Origin of the sequence: Mesorhizobium helmanticense (assembly GCF_003034915.1) — a bacterium.
In the GTDB taxonomy this organism is placed as follows: Bacteria; Pseudomonadota; Alphaproteobacteria; order Rhizobiales; family Rhizobiaceae; genus Mesorhizobium; species Mesorhizobium helmanticense.
On the sequence record NZ_PZJX01000028.1, the window covers coordinates 12,591 to 38,323 of the forward strand.

21 protein-coding genes are annotated in these 25,733 nt (G+C 63.5%); 10 read left to right on the forward strand and 11 right to left on the reverse strand.

What is annotated here, in order from left to right; translation table 11 throughout:
- Positions 1-366: 366 nt before the first annotated feature.
- The 5 genes from C9427_RS14760 (at position 367) to C9427_RS14775 (ending at position 4,018) form a co-directional block, all read left to right on the forward strand.
- Positions 367-711, forward strand: coding sequence for a DUF2147 domain-containing protein (locus C9427_RS14760; RefSeq protein WP_107649882.1), 345 nt, complete (start codon positions 367-369; stop codon positions 709-711).
- A 177-nt stretch (positions 712-888) separates the two neighbouring features.
- A complete protein-coding gene (locus C9427_RS33815; protein ID WP_146172546.1) occupies positions 889-1,068 on the forward strand; it encodes a hypothetical protein in 180 nt (59 codons plus the stop codon).
- 36 nt (positions 1,069-1,104) lie between these two features.
- Positions 1,105-1,299 (forward strand): hypothetical protein, encoded by a 195-nt coding sequence (locus C9427_RS14765; RefSeq protein ID WP_008874855.1) that lies wholly within the window; start codon positions 1,105-1,107, stop codon positions 1,297-1,299.
- A 146-nt stretch (positions 1,300-1,445) separates the two neighbouring features.
- On the forward strand, positions 1,446-2,906 hold the full coding sequence (locus C9427_RS14770; protein ID WP_483428067.1) for an AMP nucleosidase: 1,461 nt from the start codon (positions 1,446-1,448) through the stop codon (positions 2,904-2,906).
- Positions 2,907-3,007: 101 nt separating this feature from the next.
- Entirely contained in the window at positions 3,008-4,018 is a 1,011-nt protein-coding gene (locus tag C9427_RS14775) for an endonuclease/exonuclease/phosphatase family protein (protein WP_245437079.1), read from the forward strand.
- On the opposite strand, the gene C9427_RS14780 is transcribed toward C9427_RS14775, so the two are convergent.
- The 3 genes from C9427_RS14780 to C9427_RS34090 all read right to left on the reverse strand — a co-directional run bounded on the left by C9427_RS14780 (position 4,015) and on the right by C9427_RS34090 (position 6,564).
- A complete protein-coding gene (locus C9427_RS14780) occupies positions 4,015-4,617 on the reverse strand; it encodes a DUF922 domain-containing protein (protein WP_107650154.1) in 603 nt (200 codons plus the stop codon). The two genes, C9427_RS14775 and C9427_RS14780, sit on opposite strands and share 4 nt — an antisense overlap.
- Before the next feature lie 69 nt (positions 4,618-4,686).
- Positions 4,687-6,366: an electron transfer flavoprotein-ubiquinone oxidoreductase gene (locus C9427_RS14785; RefSeq protein WP_107649884.1), complete on the reverse strand. Its 1,680-nt coding sequence runs from the start codon at positions 6,364-6,366 to the stop codon at positions 4,687-4,689.
- A gap of 42 nt (positions 6,367-6,408) precedes the next feature.
- Positions 6,409-6,564: a hypothetical protein gene (locus C9427_RS34090; protein ID WP_165779912.1), complete on the reverse strand. Its 156-nt coding sequence runs from the start codon at positions 6,562-6,564 to the stop codon at positions 6,409-6,411.
- Here C9427_RS34090 and C9427_RS14790 point away from each other — a divergent pair.
- The 3 genes from C9427_RS14790 to C9427_RS14800 all read left to right on the forward strand — a co-directional run bounded on the left by C9427_RS14790 (position 6,563) and on the right by C9427_RS14800 (position 9,028).
- Positions 6,563-7,204 (forward strand): hypothetical protein, encoded by a 642-nt coding sequence (locus tag C9427_RS14790; protein ID WP_097577384.1) that lies wholly within the window; start codon positions 6,563-6,565, stop codon positions 7,202-7,204. The genes C9427_RS34090 and C9427_RS14790 overlap by 2 nt on opposite strands.
- Before the next feature lie 72 nt (positions 7,205-7,276).
- On the forward strand, positions 7,277-8,152 hold the full coding sequence (locus tag C9427_RS14795) for a uracil-DNA glycosylase (protein WP_107649885.1): 876 nt from the start codon (positions 7,277-7,279) through the stop codon (positions 8,150-8,152).
- 63 nt (positions 8,153-8,215) lie between these two features.
- Positions 8,216-9,028 carry a helix-turn-helix domain-containing protein gene (locus C9427_RS14800; protein WP_107649886.1) on the forward strand — a complete coding sequence of 271 codons (813 nt, stop codon included), beginning with the start codon at positions 8,216-8,218 and terminating at the stop codon, positions 9,026-9,028.
- Here the strand turns inward: C9427_RS14800 and C9427_RS14805 are convergent, their stop codons facing one another.
- Positions 9,029-10,006: a DMT family transporter gene (locus C9427_RS14805; protein ID WP_107649887.1), complete on the reverse strand. Its 978-nt coding sequence runs from the start codon at positions 10,004-10,006 to the stop codon at positions 9,029-9,031. It lies immediately after the preceding gene.
- Positions 10,007-10,249: 243 nt separating this feature from the next.
- Here C9427_RS14805 and pepN point away from each other — a divergent pair, with 243 nt between their 5' ends.
- Both pepN and C9427_RS14815 read left to right on the forward strand, forming a co-directional pair.
- Positions 10,250-12,895, forward strand: a complete 2,646-nt coding sequence (gene pepN, locus C9427_RS14810) for an aminopeptidase N (RefSeq protein WP_107650155.1) — start codon at positions 10,250-10,252, stop codon at positions 12,893-12,895.
- Positions 12,896-13,200: 305 nt separating this feature from the next.
- A complete protein-coding gene (locus C9427_RS14815; protein WP_107649888.1) occupies positions 13,201-15,522 on the forward strand; it encodes a PAS domain-containing sensor histidine kinase in 2,322 nt (773 codons plus the stop codon).
- Positions 15,523-15,575: 53 nt separating this feature from the next.
- Here C9427_RS14815 and C9427_RS14820 read toward each other — a convergent pair whose 3' ends face one another.
- The 7 genes from C9427_RS14820 to C9427_RS14850 all read right to left on the reverse strand — a co-directional run bounded on the left by C9427_RS14820 (position 15,576) and on the right by C9427_RS14850 (position 25,673).
- Positions 15,576-16,037 (reverse strand): EF-hand domain-containing protein, encoded by a 462-nt coding sequence (locus C9427_RS14820; protein WP_107650156.1) that lies wholly within the window; start codon positions 16,035-16,037, stop codon positions 15,576-15,578.
- A 61-nt stretch (positions 16,038-16,098) separates the two neighbouring features.
- Positions 16,099-19,065 (reverse strand): bifunctional [glutamine synthetase] adenylyltransferase/[glutamine synthetase]-adenylyl-L-tyrosine phosphorylase, encoded by a 2,967-nt coding sequence (locus C9427_RS14825; RefSeq protein ID WP_107649889.1) that lies wholly within the window; start codon positions 19,063-19,065, stop codon positions 16,099-16,101.
- Complete coding sequence (locus tag C9427_RS14830; RefSeq protein WP_107649890.1) at positions 19,065-20,531, reverse strand: sensor histidine kinase; 1,467 nt, start codon at positions 20,529-20,531, stop codon at positions 19,065-19,067. Before C9427_RS14830 ends, C9427_RS14825 begins: the two co-directional genes overlap by 1 nt.
- Before the next feature lie 6 nt (positions 20,532-20,537).
- Positions 20,538-21,212, reverse strand: a complete 675-nt coding sequence (locus C9427_RS14835) for a response regulator transcription factor (RefSeq protein ID WP_165779684.1) — start codon at positions 21,210-21,212, stop codon at positions 20,538-20,540.
- A gap of 319 nt (positions 21,213-21,531) precedes the next feature.
- Positions 21,532-23,085, reverse strand: a complete 1,554-nt coding sequence (locus C9427_RS14840; RefSeq protein ID WP_107649891.1) for a Do family serine endopeptidase — start codon at positions 23,083-23,085, stop codon at positions 21,532-21,534.
- 135 nt (positions 23,086-23,220) lie between these two features.
- The gene (locus C9427_RS14845) at positions 23,221-23,685 is read right to left on the reverse strand and encodes a cytochrome c-type biogenesis protein (protein ID WP_107649892.1); all 465 of its coding nucleotides are present in this window, start codon (positions 23,683-23,685) and stop codon (positions 23,221-23,223) included.
- Positions 23,682-25,673 carry a heme lyase CcmF/NrfE family subunit gene (locus C9427_RS14850; protein WP_107649893.1) on the reverse strand — a complete coding sequence of 664 codons (1,992 nt, stop codon included), beginning with the start codon at positions 25,671-25,673 and terminating at the stop codon, positions 23,682-23,684. The genes C9427_RS14845 and C9427_RS14850 overlap by 4 nt, the downstream gene beginning before the upstream one ends.
- Positions 25,674-25,733 lie beyond the last annotated feature (60 nt).

Here is a 25,733-nt window from a genome sequence, read left to right on the forward strand (position 1 = left end):
AATGAAGCGCAGCCTTGAATCCGTCGTTAAATGGCGTGCTTAATTTGAGGAAAACAAAGCTAAAACAAGAGGTAAACGCCGAAATTCGTTAAGGATACAAAGCCAGCAATCGCGGGGATTCCGGGCAAATTTGACGAAAATTTGCGAGGCGCGGATCAACACTCCGCTAACCACGGGAGACAAAGGCAACACGCCGATCGTTTCATATCTTCGCTGGCAAGACCGGTTTGGTGCATCGAGAAAAAGCTCGAGTCTTCCGCAGCGGCACCGCTTTTGTTTTGCCGGGAGGTGGATTAGCTTACGTTTGCGTAAGAGGCAGACCGGCGGGGCGGAACACCCGGCCGGGTGCGCAAAGGGAGGACAGATATGTTTCGAAAAGCAAGCCTGGCCCTCGCGGCCACATTAGTCATGGCCGGCGCGGCGTGGGCCGATCCGATCGAAGGCGACTGGAAAACGCAGGCCGGCGCGACCGCCGCCATCTCCGGCGGCGGAGGAGGATTCTCCATCAAGCTGAAGTCGGGCAAATTTGCCGGCAAGCACATCGGTTCGCTCAAGGCGTCCGGCGCCAACAAATATGCGGGCAGCATAACCGATCCGGAAACCGACAAGACCTACGCCGGCAAGGGCTCGCTTTCCGGCACCTCGCTCAAGATGAGCGGTTGCGTTCTCGGTGGACTGATCTGCAAGAGCCAGACCTGGCACAAGCTCTGATCCTTCGCATTTGAAAGACATGACGACGGGGCCTTTGCAGGCCCCGTTTTCGTTTCATCGGCGATCTGCATCGCCTGACGCATCGGAGCTCGAACCGATGCGCGCCCCACGTCAATCAATTTGAACCGCAGATGAACGCCGGCATCAGAGCCGGTTCAGTCACATCAGGGCATTTTCATGCGTGTTGAAGGAGACACCACGCAAATGCTCGCTCGCCGCTTCACCATCGTCTGCCTGTTGCTCAGCCTGTTCGGCATGTTGTTCGCCATCCTCGTTGCGGAGGCAGGCCGTTCGGCCCGCTCCTGGGACCAGGCCAATTCCTGCCGGTTCGGTTGCGTGAACCATTTTCGCCCCTGAACCGACAAAGACCTCGAGAGACAAAAAGCAAAAGCCATGAACCGCATCGTCGCCAACGCCCTGAAAACCCTTCGGCTCCTGCCGCGGGCGGCGCTTATCCTGACGGTGCTTTCGGCGCCGGTTCTGGCGGTGCCGACGATGCGTGCCGATGCCGGCTCGACGATCGAAGCGCCGGCAATGAAGAAGAACGGCGTCGGCTTTGTTTTGCTGGTCAGCCTGCGGCGCGGTTAGAATAACCGACTGTTGTCGAAACCATTCGGAAGAAAAACCACGCTTTGGCCGCGTTCTGGCCAACACCCCCTCCCAACCGCATGGCCAAGCCTCTATATTGGGTCATGGAAAAGCGAATCTATCCCCAAGCCATCGAATCGGTCGTCATGCCGGAACCTTTTGGCCGGCAGAGCTTCAACGATGCCAAAAAGGCCGTCGCCGCCTTGCAGGTGCTTTACGACCGCAACACCAGATTCCTGCGCGATTCATTCACGGCACTCGCCGCGGGCGGCGACAACAACAAGCGATACCGGGCCTTTTATCCAGAGATCGGCGTCACCACGAGTTCGTTCACCCAGATCGACTCGCGCCAGGCCTATGGCCACATGCCGACGCCGGGGCATTTCTCGACGACCATCACCCAGCCCGCGCTTTTCGAAAACTATCTCACCGAACAGCTTCGCCTGATCATGCGCAATCACGGCGTTCCGGTCACCGTTTCGGAATCGACGACGCCCATTCCGCTGCATTTCGCCTTCCTGGAAGGCACCCATGTCGACGGCGCGGCGGCCGAGCGCATCAGACGGCCGATCCGCGACCTGTTCGACGTGCCGGATCTCGACGGCACCGACGACCAGATCGCCAACGGCACGTTCGAAGTGGCGTTCGGTGAAACACGACCGCTGGCGCCGTTCACAGCGCAACGCATCGACTATTCGCTGCACCGGCTGTCCCACTACACCGCGACCACGCCGCAGCATTTCCAGAACTTCGTGCTGTTCACCAACTACCAGTTCTATATCGATGAATTCGTCGCCCGCGCCCGCGACCTGATGGCGAAGGGCGGCGACGGATATGTCGAATTCGTTGAACCGGGCAATGTCGTCACCAAGGCCGGACAAGGCGCGCCCAGCGAAGGTGTGGCGGCGCCGCGCCTGCCGCAGATGCCGGCCTATCATTTGAAGAAGCCGAACCATGGCGGCATCACCATGGTCAATATCGGCGTAGGCCCCTCCAACGCCAAGACCATCACCGACCATATCGCTGTGCTGAGGCCGCATGCCTGGCTGATGCTCGGCCATTGCGCCGGCCTGCGCAACACCCAGGCGCTGGGCGACTATGTGCTGGCGCATGCCTATGTCAGGGAAGACCATGTCCTCGACGACGATCTGCCGGTATGGGTGCCGATCCCGCCGCTGGCCGAAATCCAGGTGGCGCTGCAGGAGGCGGTCGCCGAGGTCACCGGGCTTTCCGGCTACGATCTCAAGCGCATCATGCGCACTGGCACGGTCGCTACCATCGACAACCGCAACTGGGAACTGCGCGACCAGCGCGGGCCGGTGCAGCGGCTGTCGCAGTCGCGGGCGATCGCACTCGACATGGAATCGGCGACGATCGCGGCCAACGGGTTCCGCTTCAGGGTGCCCTACGGCACGCTGCTTTGCGTTTCCGACAAGCCCCTGCATGGCGAACTGAAGCTGCCCGGCATGGCGACCGAATTCTACAAGCGGCAAGTGGCGCAGCACCTGACCATCGGCATCAGGGCGATGGAAAAGCTGGCGGAGATGCCGATGGAACGGCTGCATTCACGCAAGCTCAGAAGCTTTTCGGAGACGGCGTTCCAATAGGCGGTGGACATTTCGTCATCTTGATTGGGCCGCATTTCTACCGATAAGCAAAGCGGATGGCACGCGGTCGGAACATGATAATTTCGACGATATTCCTGGCAATGCTCGCCCTCTCGGCCGCGTTGGTGGCCGGGTTTTTCGGAACGCTGCATCCGGCTTTCGATTCCTTCGCGCATTTTCGCGTCCACCTTGCCGTGCTGATGGCGCTGTGCGCGTTGCCGCTGCTTGCCACTTCGTTTCGCTTGCAGGCGGCCGCAGCGCTGGTCTTTGCCGTGGCTGCCTACGCCACCACGTCGTTGCCCTTGCCGCGCCTGTGGCCGGTCCAGGCAGCCTACGAAGCCAAGCCTGGCGACCAGGCGGTCTACCCCGGTGATCAGGCCGTCTACCGCCTGCTGCAGATGAATTTGCGCTTCGACAATCCGACGCCGAAGAAGGTGCTGTCGCTGATCGGCCGGACCAATCCCGACGTGATCACTCTCGACGAAGTGTCGGAGATGTGGACGACCGAGCTTGGCTATATCACCAGCGCCTATCCCTACCGGATCCTGTGCCCCTACCCCAATGGCGTGTTCGGTGTGGCGCTGCTCTCCCGACGGCCGTTTGCCGCCGGCACCAAACCCTTTTGCGAGCGGCGGGGCGCCATGGCCATCGCCACCGTCGATTTCGGCGGCATCGGCGTCGATGTCGCCGCCATCCATCTCAGCTGGCCATGGCCGCGTGAGCAACCGTGGCAGATCGGCGAATTGGCCGAGCCGCTGGCTTCGCTTGGCGAAACCGCGATCATGGCGGGCGACTGCAACGCCGCTCCATGGAGCGCGGCCGTCAGGCGCGTCGCTTCGCTCGGTAAGCTGACTGTGATGCCGTCGGCCGGACCTAGCTGGATCTATCGGAAACTGCCGGATTTCCTGCGGCGCTACGCCGGGCTGCCGATCGACCAGGTGTTCAGCAAGGGCGGGGTGATGATCCATTCGGCATCGAGGCTGGAAGACAACGGCTCGGACCATCTTCCCGTCATGGTGGAATTCTCGCTGCGACCGGAAGAGAAGAAGCCGGTCGATGAGGATGAGACGGCACTCGCGGCAATCGGTCAGCCAGTCAGGCCGCGCGGCTAACGCCTGCGCATAAGAGCATCGACCAGGTGCTCGACATGGCCGCCGTCGCGATGTTCGCGGGCGTCGAAGTCGTTCTGCTTCGCCTCGTATTCGGCATAGATGGCCTTGATCCGGCGTCTCGCCTCATGATGTGTCCTGGTGCAAAACCAGTTGTCGGCGAATTCCAGGCCCGTGATCGACTTCTCGGTGGCCTGCATCATCTTTCTCGCGATGCGGCCATGCGTGTGCTCATGGGCAAGCACGCCGGCGAAAAACCGCTTCCAGCGCTTCTGCAGCGCCGGCGTGGCGGCCGAGACCATCCGGGGGAAGGTGTAGGTCAGATCGAGCGTTCCATCGGCCTGCCGCACACGGCAGACACCGCCGTCCCTGCTGACGTCGAGATCCCAGTCGACGGTATAGGCGGTCAGCGCGATGGCGTGCGTCGTCAAGCCATGCTTCGGCCCCTTGCGGTCCATGGCCACGACCAGGCTCGCGCCCGTGGCCCCCGCTATGTCGTAGGTCCGGGTCTCGACCAGCAGCTTGGTGCCGGCCGATGCCGCCGGCGCGAAGCCGCATAAGGCGCCGATCGCCGCAAGGCACGTCAGAACCGCCAGGCGCATGGTCATCTCTCCGTATCGAGAGGTTAGGGAAACACAGGCACGCCGCTGTTTCAACGGCTCCGGCGCCGACTACATGCCTTGATAGACCGGTCCCTCTCCGCCTTGTGGCGGCACCCAGTTGATATTCTGGTTCGGATCCTTGATGTCGCAGGTCTTGCAGTGGACGCAGTTCTGCGCGTTGATGACGAAGCGCACATCCTTGGCCGCGGGGTCGGCGGCAGCGTTGCCGTCCTTGTCGACCCATTCGTAGACGCCTGCCGGGCAGTAGCGTGTCGAAGGCCCGGCAAAGACGTCATGCTCGGAGCGCTTTTGCAGCTCCATGTCGGCGACCAGCAGGTGGACAGGCTCGTTTTCCTCGTGATTGGTGTTGGACAGGAACACGGAAGACAGGCGGTCGAAGGTCAGCACGCCGTCGGGCTTGGGATAGGCGATCTTCTTATGCTTGGCGGCCGGCTCAAGCGTCGCATAATCGGCCTTGCCGTGCTTCAGCGTGCCGAAGGGCGAGAAGCCGAACAGCGTGTTCAGCCACATGTCGAGGCCACCGATACCGACGCCGACGATGGTGCCGAAGCGCGACCACAGCGGCTTGACGTTGCGCACCTTCTTCAGATCCTTGCCGATGTCGGTCGCCCGCCATGCGGCCTCGTAAGATGCCAGTTCGTCATTGGCGCGGCCGGCGGCAATCGCGTCACTGACATGCTCGGCCGCCAGCATTCCGGACAGCACGGCATTGTGCGAGCCCTTGATGCGCGGCACGTTGACGAAGCCGGCAGCACAGCCCATCAGCGCACCGCCAGGGAAGGACAGTTTCGGCACCGACTGCCAGCCACCCTCGGTGATGGCGCGGGCGCCGTAGCCCAGCCGCTTGGCGCCCGCGAAGGTGCTAGCGATCGCCGGATGGGTCTTGAAGCGCTGGAATTCCTCGAAGGGCGACAGATAGGGGTTCTTGTAATTGAGGTGAAGGACAAAACCGACCGCCACCTGGTTGTCTTCCAGATGATAGAGGAAAGAGCCGCCGCCGGTCTTCATATCGAGCGGCCAGCCGAAGGAATGCTGCACCAGGCCTGGCCGGTGGTTCTCCGGCTTGACCTGCCACAATTCCTTGAGGCCGATGCCGTATTTGCCGGGCTCGCGGCCCTCGGCAAGGTTGTATCTGGCGATCAATTGCTTGGCCAGCGAGCCGCGCGCACCCTCGCCGATCAGCACATATTTTCCCATCAGCGCCATACCCGGGGCGAAGCCTGGACCGTGCGTGCCATCCTTCTCGACGCCCATGTCGCCGGTGACGACGCCGGTGACCGCGCCCTCGTCATTGTAGAGCAGGCCGGCGGCGGCAAAGCCCGGATAGATCTCGACACCCAGCGCCTCGGCCTTGGTCGCCAGCCAGCGGCAGACATTGCCGAGCGAGACGATGTAGTTGCCGTGATTGTTCATCAGTGGCGGCATCAGGATGTTGGGCAGGCGGAATGAACCGGCAGGCCCGAGGACCAGGAAATGATCCGCCGTCACCGGCGTCTTGAAGGGGTGGCCCTCTTCCTCGCGCCAGCCCGGCAACAGGCGATCGATGCCGATCGGATCGACGACGGCGCCGGACAGGATGTGGGCGCCGACTTCGCCGCCCTTTTCCAAGACGACGACGGAAAGCTCCGGATTGACCTGCTTGAGCCGGATCGCGGCCGCGAGGCCGGCTGGGCCGGCGCCGACGATGACCACGTCGAATTCCATGCTTTCGCGTTCGATATCGCTCATCAACCCCTCACTGGCTTGCCGCGCTTCCCGCATTCTGCTGGCTTAGTCGCTGCATAGCGCATCAATTAGCGACGGGAAACCGGCGCTGGCGTGACAAAGCCGATTTCGACAAAAAGTCGCGGCTGGCGGAGAAGAACCTTCTTTCTCAACTTTTTTCAATTGTTCGACGGCTTGCTTATCGGCAATACTTGCCGCCATGCGCATTCCTGAGCCATTCGGCTTCTCATCGACGCGCTTTCATTCTCCGCCCGGCCGGATTTGCCGGGCGCTCCTTTTGGCTCTTCCACTGGCCTTAGCCAATGCACATGCGGACGAGCAAAAGGTGTGGGCGGCCGGCGCCTATTCCTTTTCCGATGAGCTTGGCGGCTTCCGCATCACCGGGACTTCCGGCGTCGGAACCAAGGACGACCCGATTGTCATCACCGAGGAGATGAATTCAGCGACGCCGGTGACGCTGACCATCCGCACGACGAAGCCGATCCAACCGTTCGGCACCGCCGGCGAATTCGCCAATGGCCTCATGTATATGCGCATAGACGTGCTCAACAACAGCGGTCAGGCCTGGGTCGAATTCCAGTTCGAGCTGCAGGAGATCCTCGACCAGCCGAGCGTGTTCGGCGACGGTCTGTCATTCGACCAGCGCAACAAGACGCCCGATAACATTGTGTCGAGCAGCTTCGCCGATTTCGACCGCGATTTCGAACCTTATGACAGGCTGCTGTTCAAGAACGGCAAGATCGACCCGCTGAAGACAGGCCGCTTCGAATTCCTGATCACCGACTACACGCCGCGCTGGACGTTCTATCTGGTTCAGGATCCGCGCATACCGACGGGCTAAAGAACTTGGTCATCAGGAGCCGCGGCAATCGCCAATGTTGCAAATTGGCGCCGCGCGGACGATGGTGGCGCCATGACTGCCGCCTCCCCCAACAACCCAATCGATATCGCCGATCTCTTGGCTTTCTACGCTAGCGCCGGCGTCGACGACGCGCTCGAGGACGAGCCGGTGAATCGGTTGGCCGAGGCGGTCCAGAAGCCATCGGAGCGCGCGCCCGTGGCAGCCACGCCCGCCCGCGAAAGCGCGCCGCCGCCGCCAGAACCGTCGCGCCCCGACATGAGCCGATTGCCGGACGCGCCGCCAGCGCGCGCGCCGTCGGCCTCCGCAACGGTGCCCGACGAGGCGCAAGCCGCACTTGCACGGCAACTGGCGGCGACCGCGGCAAGCCTCGACGAGCTTCGCCAGCACATGGCGGCGTTCGACGGCTGCAACCTCAAATTCACCGCCAAGAACATGGTGTTCGCCGACGGCAATCCCAATGCCGCAGTGATGCTGGTGGGCGAAGCGCCCGGCCGCGACGAGGACATAGAAGGGCTGCCGTTCGTCGGCCGCTCCGGCCGGCTGCTCGACCGGATGTTGGCGGCGATCGGCCTCGACCGGACCTCGGCCTATATCGCCAATGTCATCCCCTGGCGGCCGCCGGGCAACCGAACGCCGACGCCGCATGAGACCGAGATCTGCCGGCCGTTCATCGAGAGGCAGATCGAGCTGGTCAATCCGAAAGTTCTGGTCAATCTCGGCGGCCCCTCGGCGAAAACCTTGCTCAACACGACCGAAGGCATATTGCGGCTGCGCGGCAATTGGCGCGTCCACATGACGGCTTCGGGGACGGCTATTCCCGCCATGCCGACCCTGCATCCGGCCTATCTCCTGAGAACCCCGGCGCACAAGAAACTGGCGTGGCGGGATTTTCTTGAGGTGAAGGCGAAATTGCGGGCGCTGGGTTGAGGGCTGCACCCATAACCTCGCAAGTAATTGAAATACACCTCCCACCGCCTTACTCATCCTATCATGACAACAGCCCAGATTTCTGCCGGCAGCCTCATCCGCGAATGGCGTACGCGCCGTCGCATGAGCCAGCTTGACCTCGCCATGGAGGCCGAGATCTCGCAGCGGCATCTGAGCTTCGTTGAAAGCGGCCGCGCGGCGCCGTCGCGCGACATGGTGCTGCATCTGGCCGAACAACTGTCGATCCCGCTCAGGCAGCGCAACCAGTTGCTGCTGGCCGCGGGCTTTGCCCCAAGCTTCAGCGAGCGGCCGCTGACCGACGCCACGCTGGCGCCGGCGATGGCAGCCGTCGAGATCGTGCTCAGGGGGCACGAGCCCTTCCCGGCGCTTGCTGTCGACCGGCACTGGAACCTGGTCTCGGCGAATGCCGCCATCGGCCCATTCCTTGCCGATGTAACCGAGGCTTCGCTGCTGACGCCGCCGGTCAATGTGCTTCGGCTCAGCCTGCATCCGGGTGGCGTCGCGCCGCGCATCGTCAATCTGGCGGAATGGCGCGCGCATCTTCTCGACCGGCTGAAACACCAGAACGACGCCAGCGGCGACCCGGTGCTGGTCGAGCTGGAGCGCGAGCTGCGGACCTACCCCTCCGGCCTGAAAAGCGGCCGGCCCGCGCCGGTCGAGCCGAACGCGATCGTGCATCCGCTGCGGCTTGCCCATGGGGGCGCCGTGCTGTCGTTGATCAGCACAATCACCGTCTTCGGCACGCCGCTCGACGTGACGCTGTCGGAACTGGCGATCGAATCCTTTTTCCCCGCCGACGAGCAGACACGTTCGGTGCTGGTGCGGTTGGCGAAAGAGCGGGCGCAGTCGTCCTGATCAGCCCGGAGGCGGAGCGGCCTTGCGGGTGCGGGTGCGCTCCAGCCCGAGCTGGCGCTCACGCCAGATGATGAAGATACCGGCGGCGACGACGATCACGCCGCCGACGAGCATGTGAACCGTGGGAACGTCACCGAAGACCAGATAGCCGACGATGACCCCCAGGATCATCGATGTGTATTCGAAGGGCGCGACAACCGAAGCCTCGGCATGGCGATAGGCCGCCGTCATCAGGATCTGGGCGAGCCCGCCACAAAAGCCCGATGCAATCAACAGGCCAGCCTGCATCGGCGTCAGCGCCTGCCAGCCGAAGGGCAGCGTCATCAGCGCCATGACGCTTGCCGTCGTCGAGAACCACAGCACGATGGTCGCGGTCCTTTCCGTCTGTACGAGGTTGCGCACCAGCAGGATGGCATTGGCCGAAATCGCCGCGGCAACAAGGGCGGCGATGACGCCAAGCACTTCCTGATCGCCGAGTGCGGCCCCGGAACGCAGCAGCGTCAGTTCCGGCCATGAGATGATCAGCACGCCAACCAGGCCGACGGCAACCGCGCTCCAGCGGTAGACACGGATGGTTTCGCCAAGGAAGATCGAACTGAACACCACGACCAGCAGCGGCTGCGCGTAGTTCAGCGTGATTGCCTCGGGCAGCGGCAGCCGCGTCAGCGCGAAAAAGCCAAGCCCCATGGCACAGACGCCGACGACGCCGCGCGCAATATGGTTGAGCGGACGCTTTGTCGAAAAGGCGGTGCCGAGTTTGCCTTTGAAGGCGAGGAAGGCGATGATCGGAAAGATGGCGAAGAAGGAGCGGAAGAAGGCGATCTGCCCGACCGGCAGCTCCCCCGCTGCCTTGATGCAGGACGACATACCGACGAAGACAGCCACCGACACGATCTTGAGCATGATGCCGGTGAGCGTGGAGTGCCCGCTGGGATGATCATCGGAGCGTGTGGCTTCCACACCCGGCCTGGGTGTCACTTCGCTTCTACTTCCTGGATCAAAGCGGCATCCTCGCGACGCAGCAAGAGGCGCCCATGCCGAACTTCGGTGTGACGACAGTCATGAATGCCTCGCGATATAGATGATTGGGAAATGAGTGCCTGAAATAGACACTGCCGCAGTTTTGTCGAGAGGCCGTTTCGTGTAAAGAGCGCCGACTTCAAATTTCTTGGACCAGCGGACCCATCCGCCGCTGCGGGAATGAACAGGAAACCCCAGGGAATGCGCACCGATACCGGCCAGGTCTTCAAGCTCGAAGACTATCGCCCCAACGACTATCTCATCCCGGAAACCAGCCTGACTTTCCGCCTTTCGCCAGAATCAACGCGCGTCACCGCCGTGCTGACGATCGAACGCCGCGACGGTGTAGCGGTGTCAGCGCCATTGGTGCTGGACGGCGACGGGCTGACGCTCCTGCGCATCGCCATCGACGGCCGCGAACTCGCGCCGGCGGATTTCCTAGCGACGCCGGATCTTTTGACGATCGTCAAGCCGCCGGCGACGGCGCGCTTCCAACTGTTGCTCGAAACCGAGCTGGCGCCGGCGCGCAACGAGGCGCTGATGGGGCTCTATCGCTCCAGCAACGTCTATTGCACGCAATGCGAGGCCGAGGGTTTCCGCCGCATCACCTATTTCCTCGACCGACCCGATATCCTGTCCATCTACACGGTGCGCATCGAGGCGCGGCACAATGAGGCGCCGCTGCTTCTGTCCAACGGCAATCCGGCGGGCAGCGGCGATCTTGCCGAGGGCTGGCACTATGCGGTCTGGCACGACCCCTTCCCCAAGCCGTCCTACCTCTTTGCGCTGGTGGCGGGCGCTCTCGGCAAACTCGCCGACAGTTTCACCACCATGTCCGGCCGCAAGGTCGAGCTCGGCATTTATGTCGAGCCAGGCAAGGAGCAGCTTGCCGGTTACGCCATGGATGCCCTGAAGAGGTCGATGCGATGGGACGAGGAGGCATTCGGCCGCGAATACGACCTCGACGTCTTCAACATCGTCGCCGTGTCCGATTTCAACATGGGAGCGATGGAAAACAAGGGCCTCAACATCTTCAACGACAAATATGTGCTGGCCGACCAGGAGACCGCGACGGACGCCGATTTCGCGAATATCGAGGCGATCATCGCGCATGAGTATTTCCACAATTGGACAGGCAACAGAATCACTTGCCGCGACTGGTTCCAGCTCTGTCTGAAGGAAGGGCTGACGGTTTTCCGCGACCATGAATTCTCCGCCGACCAGCGTTCACGGGCGGTGAAGCGCATCGCCGAGGTGCGCACGCTGCGCGCGCATCAGTTTCCCGAGGATCAGGGACCACTCGCGCATCCGGTGCGGCCGCGCCGCTACCGCGAGATCAATAATTTCTACACGGCGACCGTCTACGAAAAGGGCTCGGAAGTGGTGCGCATGATCCGCACCATCGTCGGCGCCGAGACGTTCCGAGCTGGCATGGACCTCTATTTTGAGCGCCATGACGGTCAGGCGGCGACGATCGAGGACTTCATCAAGGTGTTCGAGGACGTCTCCGGCCGCGACCTGTCGCAGTTTTCGCTCTGGTACCATCAGGCGGGCACGCCGAACCTGACCATCAGTTCAGCGCACAATCCGGCATCGGGCGAATTCACGCTCGAGATCGAGCAGTCGGTGCCGCCGACACCGTCGGAGAGCCGCAAGCGGCTGATGCATATTCCGCTCGCCTTCGGACTCGTTGGCGCCGACGGCAAGCCGGTTGCCTGGCGCGATGTCGAAGGCGCCAGTGTCGAGGACGGCGTCATCCATATCCGCAAGCGCCGGCATATGGTGCGCTTTTCCGGCGTTGCCGAACGCCCGGCGCTGTCGCTCAACCGCGGCTTCTCGGCGCCGGTGACGCTCTCGGTCGAACAGAAGGCCGACGACCAGTTCTTCCTGGCCGGCCACGACAGCGACGCATTCTCGCGTTGGCAGGCGTTCAACACGCTCTTGACCGATGCGCTGATTGCAGCCTTCCGGCAGATCCTTGGCGGCGAGCAGCCGGCTTTCACCGCGCGATTAACCGGGCTTGCCGGCAAGATCGCCGGCGACGAGACGCTGGAGCCAGCCTACCGTGCGCTGGCGCTGGCGCTGCCCGGCGAGGCCGACATTGCTCGCGACCTCGGCAGGAACATCGATCCCGACGCCATCTTCGAGGGCCGCCAGGCACTGGCTATCGCGATCGCCGCGGCCAACCGGGAAATGTTTGCCGGCCTTTACGATCGCCTGGCCGACAAGGATGCGTTCAGCCCGGATGCGGCGAGCGCCGGACGGCGGGCACTGCGCAACATCCTGCTCGACTATCTCTCGCTGCTGCCGGAGGGTGCTGCGCTTGCCGCCCGGCATTTCGAGTCGGCGACCAACATGACGGACCGTGCCGCCGCGCTGACCGTGCTTGCGCTCCGCCACAGCGGTTCGCCCGAGGCGGTCAAGGCGCTGGCCGACTTCGAAGCGAAATACGCGAGCGATGCGCTGGTGATGGACAAATGGTTCCAGATACAGGCCAGCGTGCCGGGTCCGCGAACCGTCGAGGCGGTGCGCGCGCTGACCAGCCATCCGGCTTTCTCGATAGCCAATCCGAACCGGGTGCGTTCGCTCATCGGCACGTTTTCCAGCGCCAACCAGACCGGCTTCCATAGTGCCGACGGCGAAGGCTACCGGTTTTTCGCCGAGACGGTCCTGCAGGTCGAAAAGCGCAACCCGCAGGTGGCCGCCAGACTGGCGACGGCGCTCAGATCATGGCGCTCGCTCGAACCTGGCCGCCAGGCCAAGGCAAGGGAAGCGCTGCTTTCGATCGCCAATGCCGAGAACCTGTCGGCTGATCTGCGCGATATCGTCGAGCGGACGCTGGCGTAAGGTATGTTGATATTCAGGTGATGCCGGACTGCGGACGGCGGTTTCCTGCGCTTCCGTACTTTAAGTACGCTCCGCTCCGGTCCTCGGAAGCCACCATTCTCGGCGCGGCCTGACCTGAATCTCAACACACCTTGGAAGGTTGCCGCCAGCGTTGGGCGGGAAAGTCCATTATTTTAGTCGATTTTTAATCTTTTTTCGCCGCGCCTCTGGACAAGGCGAATCACCTTTGATTCTTTACTGACGATTCGGAAGTGCGGCGTAGCCGGATCGTCAAGCGGCATAGGCAAAATCGGGGAGTGCCATTTATGGCGAAGGCGGACGCGTGGGGCGCGCCCGGAGGGACGGCTTTTGAGCGGCGTGAGGCGAGACGCGACGGTCTCGCCGGCAATGCGCGGCTCATCGCCGAACCCGCCTACCGGCGGCTGCTGGCGGCCGAGCCGTTTCTGCGCCGATCGATACCGGCCCTCATCATCATTTTCCTGATCGTCATCGCGGCGCTGCGCTTCCTGTCGCTGATGAACGAACGCGACGAAGTCGAGCGCGACGCCAGGGCGGTGCTGGCGCTCGCGGCTGGCCAGATGGCCAGCGCAATCTCGGCCGACCCCAATGCCGCGTCAGGAGCCGCCCAGGATCTGCTGGAGAACACCAGCCGGCAGGGCGCCATGGGCCGGAGCCACGTGCTTGCGATCACCGACGGCGCCTTCAAGATCATCGCCGTGTCGCCGCTCACGACGGGCTGGCAGGGGCGCTCGCTCGACAGCCTGGTGCTTGGCGGCCAGCCGCTGTTCATGTTCGGCGATCGCGCAGGCGTGATGGAGGTCAGCATCGGCGGACAGGACTGGTTCGCGGCGGTGAGCCTGGCAACCAACAGGAAGAATGCCGCGGCCGTGCTGGTGCCACAGGAGGCGGTCTTCGACACATGGCGCAAGACCGTCTCCCTCAACGTGACACTGTTCGTGCTCACCGCCGGCGTGCTGATCATCATCCTCTATGCGTATTTCGGCCAGGCGGCGCGGGCGCAAGCCGCCGACCGCATCTATCTCGAAGCGCATCAGCGCATCGACATGGCGCTGGTGCGCGGCCGCTGCGGCCTGTGGGACTGGGACATGGTGCGCGGCAAGATGTACTGGTCGCGCTCGATGTACGACATGCTGGGCTACGAGCCCTGCGACACAATGCTGTCGTTCGGCGAGGTCGACGAGATTATCCACCCCGAGGATGGCGACCTGTTCGAGCTCGCCAACCGCATCGTCGGGCGCGAGATCGATCATATCGACCAGGTGTTCCGTATGCGCCATGCCGACGGACAGTGGGTGTGGATGCGCGCAAGGGCGCAGGTCATCGATCCGGAGGCGCCGGAGATCCAGCTGATCGGCATCGCCGTCGACGTCACCGAGCAGCGGCATCTGGCGCTGCGCTCGGAGGCCGCCGACCTGCGCCTTCGGACCGCCATCGAGAATATCAACGAATCCTTCGTGCTCTGGGATTCGGCCCAGCGGCTGATCATGTGCAATTCCAAATACCAGCAGGACAACGGCCTGTCGGATCGCGATGTGATGCCGGGCGCCTCGCGCGCCATTCTCGAAGATCGCATGCTGGCCTACGCCTCGGAGCGGCGGCTAGCCAACACCAGCGGGGCGCAAGGCGGCGCGACCTTCGAGCGGCAACTCGCCGACGGCCGCTGGCTGCAGGTCAACGAACTCAGGACCAGGGACGGCGGTATCGTCTCGGTCGGCTCCGACATCACCCAGATCAAGCTGCATCAGGAGAAGCTGGTCGACAGCGAGCGCCGGCTGATGGCGACCATCCACGATCTCAGCCTCGCCCGCAGGGCCGAGGAAGAACGGTCGCGCGAACTGGTCGAGCTCAATCGCAAATACATGAAGGAAACCGAGCGCGCCGAGGCGGCGAACCGGGCCAAGTCCGAATTCCTGGCCAACATGTCACACGAATTGCGCACGCCGCTCAACGCCATCATCGGCTTTTCCGAGCTGATGGAACAGGGCCTGTTCGGGCCGCTCGGTTCGTCGCGCTACGAGGAATATGCCACCGACATCAACGGCAGCGGCAAGTATCTGCTGGGCGTCATCAACGACATACTCGACATGTCGAAGATCGAGGCCGGCCAGTTCTCGATGGACCGGGAGGAAATCGACCTCTGCCCGCTGATCCGGGAGACCGTACGCGTCGTCTCGCTGCAGGCGGCGGAAAAGTCGATTTCCGTCGAAACACGCATCCCCGATTCGCTGACGCTCTTCGCCGACCGCCGGGCGATCAAGCAGATCGTCATCAACCTTTTGTCGAATGCGGTGAAGTTCACCGGCCAGGGCGGCCGCATCGCGGTGAGAGCCCGCAACATGTCGGGCGCGCTGGTGCTGACGATCGAAGACAATGGCTGCGGTATCCCGAAGGAGGCCTTGAGCAAACTCGGGCGGCCGTTCGAACAGGTGCAGAACCAGTTTTCCAAGAGCCATACCGGCTCCGGTCTTGGCCTCGCCATCTCGCGCTCGCTGGCCGAGCTTCAGGGCGGCGCCTTGAAAATCCGCTCCACCGAGGGTGTCGGCACGATCGTATCGGTGCGCATTCCCGTCAAGAAGGCGACGCAGGCGGTCAAGGCTGCCGCATGAGATGAACCCGTGTCTCCGGCGGCGCGCGCCGCCGGAGTTCATGTGACTACATTTTACTGCATGCTGTCGTTGCCACCACCCCATTTGCGGTGACCGCCCTTCGGCAATTCGCTCTTCTCGATCTTGCCGTCATTGTTACGGTCGAGCATGGCAAAGACCTTCTTCTCGCGACCGGTGATATCAGCGGTCGTCAGCGTGCCGTCACCCTTAGTGTCGTAGCGGGCGATGATACGCTTGGCCATCCGCTCGAAGCGCGCCTTCTCGAGTGCGTCGGCGAGCTGGGCGACGGTCAGCTTGCCGCCATTGTCGGCGACCATCTTCTTCAGTCGTGCGTTCATGGCATCGGAAAACTGGTCGAAGGTGATGGTGCCGTCCTGATCCTTCATCGCCTTGTTGAGGCGCAGCACCATGCCCTCGCGCATTTTGGCACTGGCATTGTTTTCGGCATAGGCCGTGGTGCCGACGGCGCCGGCCAAGGCTACGAAGGCAAGGGCAAGTTTGGTTGACTTTCTCATGGTCTTCTCCTGTTGCATCGTCACCCCCGATGCGATCCGAACTACCTTCGGGCTTCTGCCGTCACGGTCGTTTGGCACGAAGCAAAAGGTCAAAGTCCTTTCTGACCTTTTGCGACGTCCCTTTGAGATGTGCTTCCAGCACACCGAAATCCGGCAGGTCGGTGACCGCCAGCAGCAGATCCGAAAGCCCCGGCGGCACGTCATCGCGTTCGAACACGCCGGTGAGGCAGAGCCTGATCATCTGGGTCAGCGCCAAATAGAGAGCATAGGCATCGCAGAGTTCCTGCCTGACCTGGGTCTCGGCGAAATCCGGTGCCAGGCGAGACAGGATTTCGGCTGTCCCGGTGGCCCTGCGGCCGGCTTCAACCTGCCCTGTGATCACCGCCACCTGCGCGATGAACTCGAGATCGATAAGCCCGCCCGGGACCAGCTTGATGTCCCAGAGATCGCGCGCCGGCTTCTCCTTTTCGATCATCGCGCGCATCTCGGACGCTTCGGCCATCACCTTGGCGGCATCGCGCGGCAGGGCCAGCACCGCCGTCACGTCCCGCTCGACCTCGGCGCAGAGCGCCTGATCGCCGCCGATGGCGCGGGCCCTGGCCAGCGCCATGTGCTCCCAGGTCCAGGCGTCCTGGCGCTGATACTTCTTGAAGGCGTCGACATGGGTGGCCACTGGCCCCTTGTTGCCGGAGGGGCGCAGGCGAAGGTCGAGCTCGTAGAGAACGCCCTCGGCTGTCGGCGCCGACACGGCCGATATCAGCCGCTGCGTCATCCTGGAGTAGTAGTGGGAAGGCGCCAGCGGCTTGTCGCCGTCGGACTCTTCGGCTTCAGCATCGTGATCGTAGAGCAGGATGAGGTCGACATCGGAGCCGGCCGTCAATTCGCGGCTGCCGAGCTTACCCATCCCGAGCAGCGCAACGGTGCCACCGGCGATGCGGCCGTGGCGCTGTGCGAACTCGGCGATCACCGCCTGCAAAGCCGCATCGATGGTGAGATCGGCGAGATCGGAAAAGGCGCGGCCAGCACGGGCCGGGTCGATCGAACCGGCCAGCAGCCGCACCCCGATCAGGAATTTCTGCTCCGACGCGAAGATGCGCAAGCGGTCGAGCACGTCCTCAAAGGCCCGGTCGCCTTCTATAAAAGCAGCGAGACGCGCCGACAGATAGGCGCGGTCCGGCAATTCGGTCAGCAGCGCCGGATCGAGCAGGCCGTCGAAGACATGCGGCCGGCGGGTGATGATCGCGGCTAGCCGGGGTGCCGCGCCCATGATCGTCGCCATCAATTTGAGCAGGGCGGGATTGGACTGGAGCAGCGAGAAGAGCTGGATGCCGGCAGGCAGGCCGGCGAGAAACTCGTCGAAGCGAATGACCGCCTCGTCGGCCCGGCGGGTCTGGCCGAATGCCTTGAGCAGGGCCGGAGTCAATTCTGTCAGCCGCTCGCGCGCCTCGGCCGACTGGGTGACGCGGTAGCGGCCGAAATGCCAGCCGCGAATGACGCGGCAAATGTCGCTCGGCCGCTGGAAGCCGAGGCCGCTCAAGGTCTGCAGCGTGTCGGGATCGTCGACATCGCCGGTAAAGACCAGATTGCCGACGCCGGCCGAAAGCTCGGGCGCGGTTTCGAAAAGCGCGGCGTAGTGGCGTTCGACCTGGTGCAGCGCGGCGCGGAACGCCACGGCAAAACCTGCCGCATCGGCAAAACCCAGCATATGGGCAATGCGATCCAGTCCCTCGTCGTCTTCCGGCAGCGTGTGGGTCTGCTCGTCGGCGACCATCTGGATGGCGTGCTCGACGCGGCGCAGGAACCAGTATTGGCTGGTGAGCGTGTCGCGGGCGTCGGCGGTGATCCAGCCGCGTGCCGCTAGCTGGCCGAGCATCGGCACGGTCTCGCGGCCGCGCAGATCGGGAAAGCGGCCGCCGGCGATGAGCTGCTGGGTCTGGACGAAGAACTCGATCTCGCGAATGCCGCCGCGGCCGAGCTTGACGTTGTGGCCTTTGACCGCGATCTCGCCATGGCCCTTATGGGCATGGATCTGCCGCTTGATCGAATGGACGTCGGCGATCGCCGCATAGTCCATGTATTTGCGCCAGACATAGGGCTGCAATTCCCTGAGGAACGCGTCGCCAGCCGCGATATCGCCGGCCAACGGACGCGCCTTGATCATGGCGGCGCGCTCCCAGTTCTGGCCGCGTGCCTCGTAGTAGCGAAGTGCCGCCTCAACCGGGATCGCCAGCGGCGTCGAGCCGGGGTCGGGGCGCAGCCTGAGATCGGTGCGGAAGACATAGCCGTGCTCGGTGCGGTCCTGCAGGATGCGGACGAGCCGGCGGGTCAGGCGCGAAAACAGCTCCGTCGCGTCGAGTGGATCGATGACGCCAGGCGCTTCCGGGTCGAAGAAGACGACGAGATCGATGTCGGACGAGAAGTTCAACTCATGCGCGCCGAGCTTGCCCATGCCGAGCAGGATCCAGCCCGATTGCCGCGAAGGGTCTTCCGGGTCGGCCAGCTTGAGCTTGCCTTGCCCATGCGCATCGCGAAGCAGGTAGTCGACCGCGGCACGGGTGCAGGCGTCGGCAAGGTCGCTGAGACGCCGCACCGTGACGGCTGTTTCAGCCTCGCCAGCGAGATCGGCCAGCGCGATCAGGACATGCGCTTGCGCTTTCCATAGCCGAAGCTGCATCATCAGGCTGCTTTCGGAAACGGCTTGCGCACGCGCGGCCTTGGCGATCGCGGCGCCGATCGATGCCAGCCGGACCTCGACCGTCTCATCGAAAAGCGTATCGAGAACCTCAGGACGCCGGCGCACCACATCGCGCAGGAACGGCGACAGGTCGAACACCGCAGCAAGGAAATCCTGGACAGCGCCCGTTCCGGCGAGGAATTTCGCCAGCCGGGCAAACCCCTCTTCCTGGGCGGCTGAAGCGATCTCCGACAACTCCCGCCTGGCGCGGCTTGGATCCAGCGGAACAAGCCTGGCCGCCGGCTGCAAAAGCCAGTTGGCCCCGGCCCGTTTCGCAACCGCCCTCGCCGCCATCAGTGCTCCTCCCGTCCGGGAAAACTCATGACAACCGACAATCCGGGATTTGCCGGCAGAAGATCAAGCCGTCCGTTGTGGAACGTCATGATCGCCTTGGCGAGGCTAAGGCCAAGACCAGACCCGGGCTGCGAGCGGCTTTTTTCCAACCGCACGAAACGCTCGGTCACCCGTGCGCGATCGGCGTCGTCGGGAATGCCCTGGCCATTGTCGGAGACAGTAAGCCGGATTTCGCCGCCAACCCGTTCCAGCGTCACGCGCACGCCGGGCTTGCCGGTCGAATCGGTCGAATATTTGATCGCGTTGTCGACGATGTTCGACAGCGCCTGGCCGATCAGCTCGCGATTGCCGTCGACGGCAAAACTGCCTTCGACCGAACTCTCCAGCGTCACGCCGGCCTCTTCCGCCACCGGTTCGTAGAGCTCGACGACGTCGCGCACGGCGGCCGCCAGATCGACCCGGCTGGTGCTTTCCGAGGAATAGCCTGCCTCCAGCCTTGAGATCATCAGGATGGCGTTGAAGGTCTTTATCAGCTGGTCGGACTCGATAATGGTCCCTTCCAGCGCCTGCCGGTAGTCGGTGGTCCTGTGCTTGCCGGAAAGCGTCGCCTCGGCACGGTTGCGTAGCCGGGTCAGCGGCGTCTTCAGATCGTGGGCGATGTTGTCGGAGACCTGCTTCAGACCCTCGTTGAGCGTGGCGATCCTGGCCAGCATGGAATTGAGGTTCTCGGAGAGCCGGTCGAACTCGTCGCCGGCGCCGGTAACCGGCAGCCGGCCGGAAAGATCGCCGCCCATGATGCGGCGGCTTGCCTCCGATACACTGTCGATGCGCTTCAGCGCCGCCCGGCCGACAAAGAACCAGATCAGCAGCCCGCCAAGCCCCATCATGCCCAGCGCTAGCATCAGGGCGCGGCGAATGACGGCGCGGAACCGTTCCGGCTCGCCGAGGTCGCGGCCGACAAGCATGATCATCTGGTTGGGCAGGCGCAGCACAAGCGCAATGGCGTTGTGGCCCTTTTCGCCCTGCGCCTGCACTTCATTCTCGCCGGACTGCTGGTCGGAGACCGGGCTGCGCTGCCGCTCGAGCTCGCCCTCGCCGAACCGCCGATAGGAGAACGGTTCCTTCGTCCAGCCTTCGGTCTCGATCACGCCCGGCTCCAGGCTCTGCACGTTGCCGGTCAGGATCTGGCCATTGGTGTCGGCGATCAGATAGAGGTTGGCGCCGGGCTGGCGTGAGCGAGCCTCGACTACGCGCACCAGCACCGGCAGACCACCGCGCTGATAGGCCCGCGCGAGGCCGAGCACCTCGTCGTTGATGGTGTCTTGCGTCTGCGCGGTCAGCATGCGCGCCGACAGCGAGGTCATATAGAAGACGAGCAGCACGGCGCAAAGCGCGAAAAGCAGGAGATAAAGCGCCGAAAGCCGCGCCGCCGTCGTCTTCATGATGGCCGGCAGGGACAATGCCATAAGGCCCTACCCGCTCTTCAGCATGTAGCCGGCGCCGCGAACCGTATGCAGGATCGGCTTGTCGAAGCCCTTCTCGATCTTGCCGCGCAACCGCGAGACATGAACGTCGATGACGTTGGTCTGCGGATCGAAATGATAGTCCCAGACATTTTCGAGCAGCATGGTGCGCGTCACTACCTGACCGGCATGGCGCATCAGATATTCGAGCAGGCGGAACTCGCGCGGCTGCAGGGTGATCTCACGCGACGCGCGCCGAACCGAATGGGAAAGCCTGTCGAGTTCGAGATCGCCGACCCGATAGACGGTTTCGGCTTCCCTGGAACTGGCGCGACGGTTCAGCACTTCGACGCGGGCGAGCAGTTCGGAGAAGGCGTAGGGCTTGGTCAGATAGTCGTCGCCGCCGGCGCGCAGGCCGGTGACGCGGTCGTCGACCTCGCCAAGCGCCGACAGGATCAGCACCGGCGTCGTGTTGCCCCTGGAACGTAATCCAGCGATGACCGAGAGGCCGTCGCGGCGCGGCATCATGCGATCGATGACCATCACGTCATAGTCGCCGGCATCGGCGAGAGCGAAGCCGGTTTCGCCGTCACCCGCCACATGCGCGGTATGCCCGGCCTCGGCAAAGGCCTTCTGGAGGTAATCCGCGGCCTCGCGGTCATCTTCTATGACAAGAATCTTCATAGAGCCGTTATACGCGATTTCGCTGGAAGATTGAGTGGCCGGCATATGCATCGTGGCCTTCACCTTGGCGTATCGCAAACAAAGTGATTCAAGGATACGCGATAAGTCTTTGTTTTAGTGCGTCGTTGCCCCAACCCGCTACCCAGCCTCGGGTCAAACTCGTTTGGGCGACATGTTTGGATTACGCGGCAGCGGGCGATAGGAGCCCGCTGCCGCTGGAGCAAAACACGACGACTGACTAACGTGTTCAGGCTCCATGCTTTCCCATGCGAAGGCTCGGGGGTGTTTGAAAACCACCGCATTGGAAAAGTCTGATACATCAGCCCTTGGCTACAGGCAGCGCGACGAAGCGATTGGTGTCGTCGCGGGTGATCTGCATCAGCACCGCCTTGCGGCCGGACTTCACCGCATCGGCCATCGCCTTGGCGACGTCGTCGGTGCCGTTCACCTCAGTCGAATTGACCGAGGTGATGACGTCGCCGGGCTGGATGCCGCGATCGGCGGCATCGCTGTCGGGGTCGACATCGGTCACAACGAGGCCCTTGCCATTGTCCGACTTGGTAACGGTGAGGCCGAGATCGGCCAGCGTGTCGGGCTTTGCCGGAGCGGCAGGCTGCTGCTGGTCGGCCGAGGCCTGCTTGTCGCTCGAGGGCAATTTGCCGAGGTCGACCTTGAGCGTCTCGCTCTTGCCATCACGCCAGACCGTTACGTCGACGGACTTGCCGGGCGAATAGGCCCCGATGAGACGAGCCAGTTCCTTCGGCGAAGCGACATCCTTGCCGTCGACCTGGGTGATGACATCGCCTGACGTGATGCCGGCCTTCTTGCCTGGACCATCGTCCTGGGCGCTGGAAACAAGCGCCCCCTTCTCGGACTTCAGCCCGAGCGATTCGGCGATGTCCGTCGTGACCGGCTGGATCTCGACGCCGAGCCAGCCGCGCTGGACGGAACCGTTCTTCATCAGATCCTCTACGACCGTTTTGGCGGTCGAGGCAGGAATGTCGAAGGCGATGCCGACGCTGCCGCCCGACGGCGAGAAGATCGCGGTGTTGATGCCGACGACCTGGCCATTGAGGTTGAAGGTCGGGCCGCCGGAATTGCCGCGGTTGACCGAGGCGTCGATCTGGAGGAAATCATCATAGGGACCGGCGCCGATATCGCGGCCACGGGCCGAGACAATGCCGGCGGTGACGGTGCCGCCGAGGCCGAAGGGATTGCCGACCGCCACGACCCAGTCGCCGACGCGAACCTTGGAATCATCGGCGAAGTCGACATAGGTGAACTTGCCGACGCCATCGACCTTGAGCACGGCGAGATCGGTACGTGGGTCGGTGCCGATCAGCTTGGCGTCAAGTTCCTTGCCGTCATTCATTACCACGGTAAAGGCCGAGCCTTCTTCGACGACATGGTTGTTGGTGACGAGATAGCCGTCATCGGAGATGAAGAAGCCGGAGCCTTGCGCAACCGGGCGCGGCTGGTCGTTGTTGTGGTCGCGACGCCCGAAACGGCGATGACCCTGGTCCTGGCCATTCTGATCGCCAAAGCCACGGAACTCCTTGAAGAAGCGGCGCAGTTGCGGATTGTCGGGGAGATTGTTGAAGCCGTCCGGATCGTCGGACTGGTCGGAGCCGTCATCGGCCGCCGGCTCGATCCTGGCCTTGACTTTGACGCTGACAACCGCGGGAGAAACACGCTCGACAATATCGGCGAAGCCAGGCACCTGCGGTGCCTCGACACGCACGGCGTCAGCCAGGACCGGCACCGTCCCGGTGGCGACGGCAGCAAAGCCGATCGCGCCGGCAATGGCGACAGAAGCGGCGGCGGCCATCAGACGTTTGCGAGTGCGGGGATATGAATTGGGGGCAATATTCATGGTTCTCGTATCCTCTTTGAAGGGATGCGCTCAGGTGAGCATCCTCAGGCAAGGAGAAATAGAGGGGCGCACATTACGGCGCCATTTCCAGTGCATGAAACTTTCGTAATGTTTGCGGAGAAGCCGGTTCCGCTTTCAGTCCCGCCGCAAGATCTTATCCAGCGCCGCCTGTTCCTCGGGAGTCAATGCAGCGGTTGCTGTCGAACGGCGCGATCGGGCGGTCAGCACGATGAAGAACCCGCCGGCCAGGAGCAGAAGGATCGGCGTACCCCAGAGCAAGCCATTGCGCAGGTTGAAGCGCGGCTTCAAAAGCACGAACTCGCCGTAGCGCGAAACGATATAGTCCATCACCTGCTGGTCGGTGTCGCCGGCGACCAGACGCTGGCGCACCAGGACACGCAGGTCTCGGGCAAGGTCGGCATCGGATTCGTCGATCGACTGGTTCTGGCAGACCATACAGCGCAGCCCCTCGGAAAGCGCGCGCGCCCTCGCCTCGAGCGCCGGATCTGGCAGTACCTCGTCGGGCTTCACTGCGAAGGCGCCGCCGGCAAACAACAGCGACAAGAGCAGCACCAGCGAGGCGAGCGAGAATCTGGTCATGGCAGGCCCGCGGAAGGCACGGCGCCTGTCGGCTTGCGACGCCGCGACGGCGCGCCGACGCGCAGGCGGCGGTCCATGAGCGACATCGCCGCGCCCGCCATCATCACCAGGCCGCCACCCCAGATCAGCGTCACCAGCGGCTTCCACCACAGACGCACCACGACGGAGCCGTCGGTCGCCTCGTCGCCAAGCGAGAGGTAAAGCTGGCTGAACCCGATCGTCTTGATGCCGGACTCGGTCGTCGTCATCTGGCGCACCGGATAGAAGCGCTTGGCCGAAGTGATTTCGCTGATGGTGCTGCCGTCGGCGCCAAGCAGGGCGAAGCGGCCGCGGTCCTCGCTGTAATTAGGCCCTTGAGCCGGATAGAGCCCTTCGAAACGCAGCGTATGGCCGGACAGTTCGATGGTCTCGCCGGCACGCATCGACAGGATCTTCTCGGCGCCGAAGCTGAGCGTGCCGACAATGCCGAGCAGCGTCAGGCCGAGGCCGAGATGGGCGAGCGCGGTGCCGAAGACGGAGCGCGGCAGGCCGGCGAAACGTCGCAGCATGATGGCGGGCGCTACGCTGCCCGCGCCGGATTTGACCGCAAGATCAGTGAGCGCGCCGCAGACCAGCCAGACGGCGAGGCCGACGCCAAGTGCTGCGAACACCGAGGCGCCATCGACGAACAGCGCCGTCACCAGCACAGCGGCAAGCGCCAGGGCAAAGGCCGCCATCAGGCGCTGTGCCGCGGCAAAAACGTCGCCGCGCTTCCAGGCCAGCAGCGGCCCGAACGGCACGATCGCCAGCAGCGGCAGCATCAGCGGACCGAAAGTCAGGTCGAAGAACGGCGCACCGACCGAGATCTTGTCGCCCGTAACGGCTTCGAGCGCCAGCGGGTAAAGCGTGCCGACCAGCACGGTGGCGGTGGCGGTGGTCAAGAACAGATTGTTGAGGACCAGCGCGCCTTCGCGCGAGATTGGGTGGAAAAGACCGCCGGCCGTCAGCCGCGAGGAGCGCAAGGCAAACAGCGCCAGCGAGCCGCCGATGAACAGCGTCAGGATGCAGAGGATGAAGACTCCGCGCGTCGGGTCGGTGGCGAAGGCGTGCACCGATGTCAGCACGCCGGATCGCACCAGGAAGGTGCCGAGCAGCGACAGCGAGAAGGTCAGGATCGCTAGCAGCAGCGTCCAGATCTTCAACGCCGAGCGCTTCTCCATGACGATCGCCGAATGCAAGAGCGCCGTGCCCGCCAGCCACGGCATGAAGGAGGCGTTCTCGACCGGATCCCAGAACCAGAAGCCACCCCAGCCGAGCTCGTAATAGGCCCAGTAGGAGCCCATGGCGATGCCGCCGGTGAGGAACATCCAGGCGACCAGCGTCCATGGCCGCACCCAGCGCGCCCAGGAGGCGTCGATGCGGCCCTCGATGAGGGCGGCGACCGAGAAGGAAAAGCAGATGGAGAAACCGACATAGCCGAGATAGAGCAGCGGCGGATGGACGGCGAGGCCGAGATCCTGCAGGATCGGGTTGAGATCGCGGCCTTCGATCGGCGCCGGATTGAGCCTGGCGAACGGATTGGACGTGGTCAGGATGAAGAGGAAGAAGGTGGCGCCGATCGCACCCTGCACGGCCAGCACATTGGCCCGCAGCGTCGCCGGAAGATTGCCGCCGAAGACGGCGACGAGCGCCCCGAAGAAGGTCAGGATGAGCACCCAGAGCAGCATCGAGCCTTCATGATTGCCCCAGGTTCCGGTGATCTTGTAGATCAGCGGCTGCAGCGAATGCGAGTTCTCCCAGACGCTCGCCACCGAAAAATCGGAGCTTGCATAGGCTGTCGCAAGTGCGGCGAAGGAGAATGCGGTCAAGGCAAAGCCGGTCACGGCGACAGGACCGCCGACGGCCATCATCCTGGGGTTGCCGGTACGCGCGCCAAACAGCGGCACCAGCGTCTGCACCAGGGCCAGCGCAAAGGACAGAACCAGGGCGAAATGTCCGGTTTCAACCATCGCGGCGCCTTTCTGGTTTTGTTGCAGGTTCTCGCCGGAAAACCGGAGGACACTTTTTCG

What these genes read in the sequence shown, in the direction of transcription:
- C9427_RS14835 (WP_165779684.1), bottom strand. Translation starts at nt 21,212, where the DNA reads ATGAAGATTCTTGTCATAGAAGATGACCGCGAGGCCGCGGATTACCTC.
- C9427_RS14795 (WP_107649885.1), top strand. Translation starts at nt 7,277, where the DNA reads ATGACTGCCGCCTCCCCCAACAACCCAATCGATATCGCCGATCTCTTG.
- C9427_RS34090 (WP_165779912.1), bottom strand. Translation starts at nt 6,564, where the DNA reads ATGGCGGCAAGTATTGCCGATAAGCAAGCCGTCGAACAATTGAAAAAA.
- C9427_RS14780 (WP_107650154.1), bottom strand. Translation starts at nt 4,617, where the DNA reads ATGCGCCTGGCGGTTCTGACGTGCCTTGCGGCGATCGGCGCCTTATGC.
- C9427_RS14770 (WP_483428067.1), top strand. Translation starts at nt 1,446, where the DNA reads ATGCCGGAACCTTTTGGCCGGCAGAGCTTCAACGATGCCAAAAAGGCC.
- C9427_RS14830 (WP_107649890.1), bottom strand. Translation starts at nt 20,531, where the DNA reads ATGGCATTGTCCCTGCCGGCCATCATGAAGACGACGGCGGCGCGGCTT.
- C9427_RS14815 (WP_107649888.1), top strand. Translation starts at nt 13,201, where the DNA reads ATGGCGAAGGCGGACGCGTGGGGCGCGCCCGGAGGGACGGCTTTTGAG.
- pepN (WP_107650155.1), top strand. Translation starts at nt 10,250, where the DNA reads ATGCGCACCGATACCGGCCAGGTCTTCAAGCTCGAAGACTATCGCCCC.
- C9427_RS14820 (WP_107650156.1), bottom strand. Translation starts at nt 16,037, where the DNA reads ATGAGAAAGTCAACCAAACTTGCCCTTGCCTTCGTAGCCTTGGCCGGC.
- C9427_RS14840 (WP_107649891.1), bottom strand. Translation starts at nt 23,085, where the DNA reads ATGAATATTGCCCCCAATTCATATCCCCGCACTCGCAAACGTCTGATG.
- C9427_RS14845 (WP_107649892.1), bottom strand. Translation starts at nt 23,685, where the DNA reads ATGACCAGATTCTCGCTCGCCTCGCTGGTGCTGCTCTTGTCGCTGTTG.
- C9427_RS14800 (WP_107649886.1), top strand. Translation starts at nt 8,216, where the DNA reads ATGACAACAGCCCAGATTTCTGCCGGCAGCCTCATCCGCGAATGGCGT.
- C9427_RS14790 (WP_097577384.1), top strand. Translation starts at nt 6,563, where the DNA reads ATGCGCATTCCTGAGCCATTCGGCTTCTCATCGACGCGCTTTCATTCT.
- C9427_RS14775 (WP_245437079.1), top strand. Translation starts at nt 3,008, where the DNA reads ATGCTCGCCCTCTCGGCCGCGTTGGTGGCCGGGTTTTTCGGAACGCTG.
- C9427_RS33815 (WP_146172546.1), top strand. Translation starts at nt 889, where the DNA reads ATGCGTGTTGAAGGAGACACCACGCAAATGCTCGCTCGCCGCTTCACC.
- C9427_RS14785 (WP_107649884.1), bottom strand. Translation starts at nt 6,366, where the DNA reads ATGAGCGATATCGAACGCGAAAGCATGGAATTCGACGTGGTCATCGTC.
- C9427_RS14850 (WP_107649893.1), bottom strand. Translation starts at nt 25,673, where the DNA reads ATGGTTGAAACCGGACATTTCGCCCTGGTTCTGTCCTTTGCGCTGGCC.
- C9427_RS14825 (WP_107649889.1), bottom strand. Translation starts at nt 19,065, where the DNA reads ATGGCGGCGAGGGCGGTTGCGAAACGGGCCGGGGCCAACTGGCTTTTG.
- C9427_RS14765 (WP_008874855.1), top strand. Translation starts at nt 1,105, where the DNA reads ATGAACCGCATCGTCGCCAACGCCCTGAAAACCCTTCGGCTCCTGCCG.
- C9427_RS14760 (WP_107649882.1), top strand. Translation starts at nt 367, where the DNA reads ATGTTTCGAAAAGCAAGCCTGGCCCTCGCGGCCACATTAGTCATGGCC.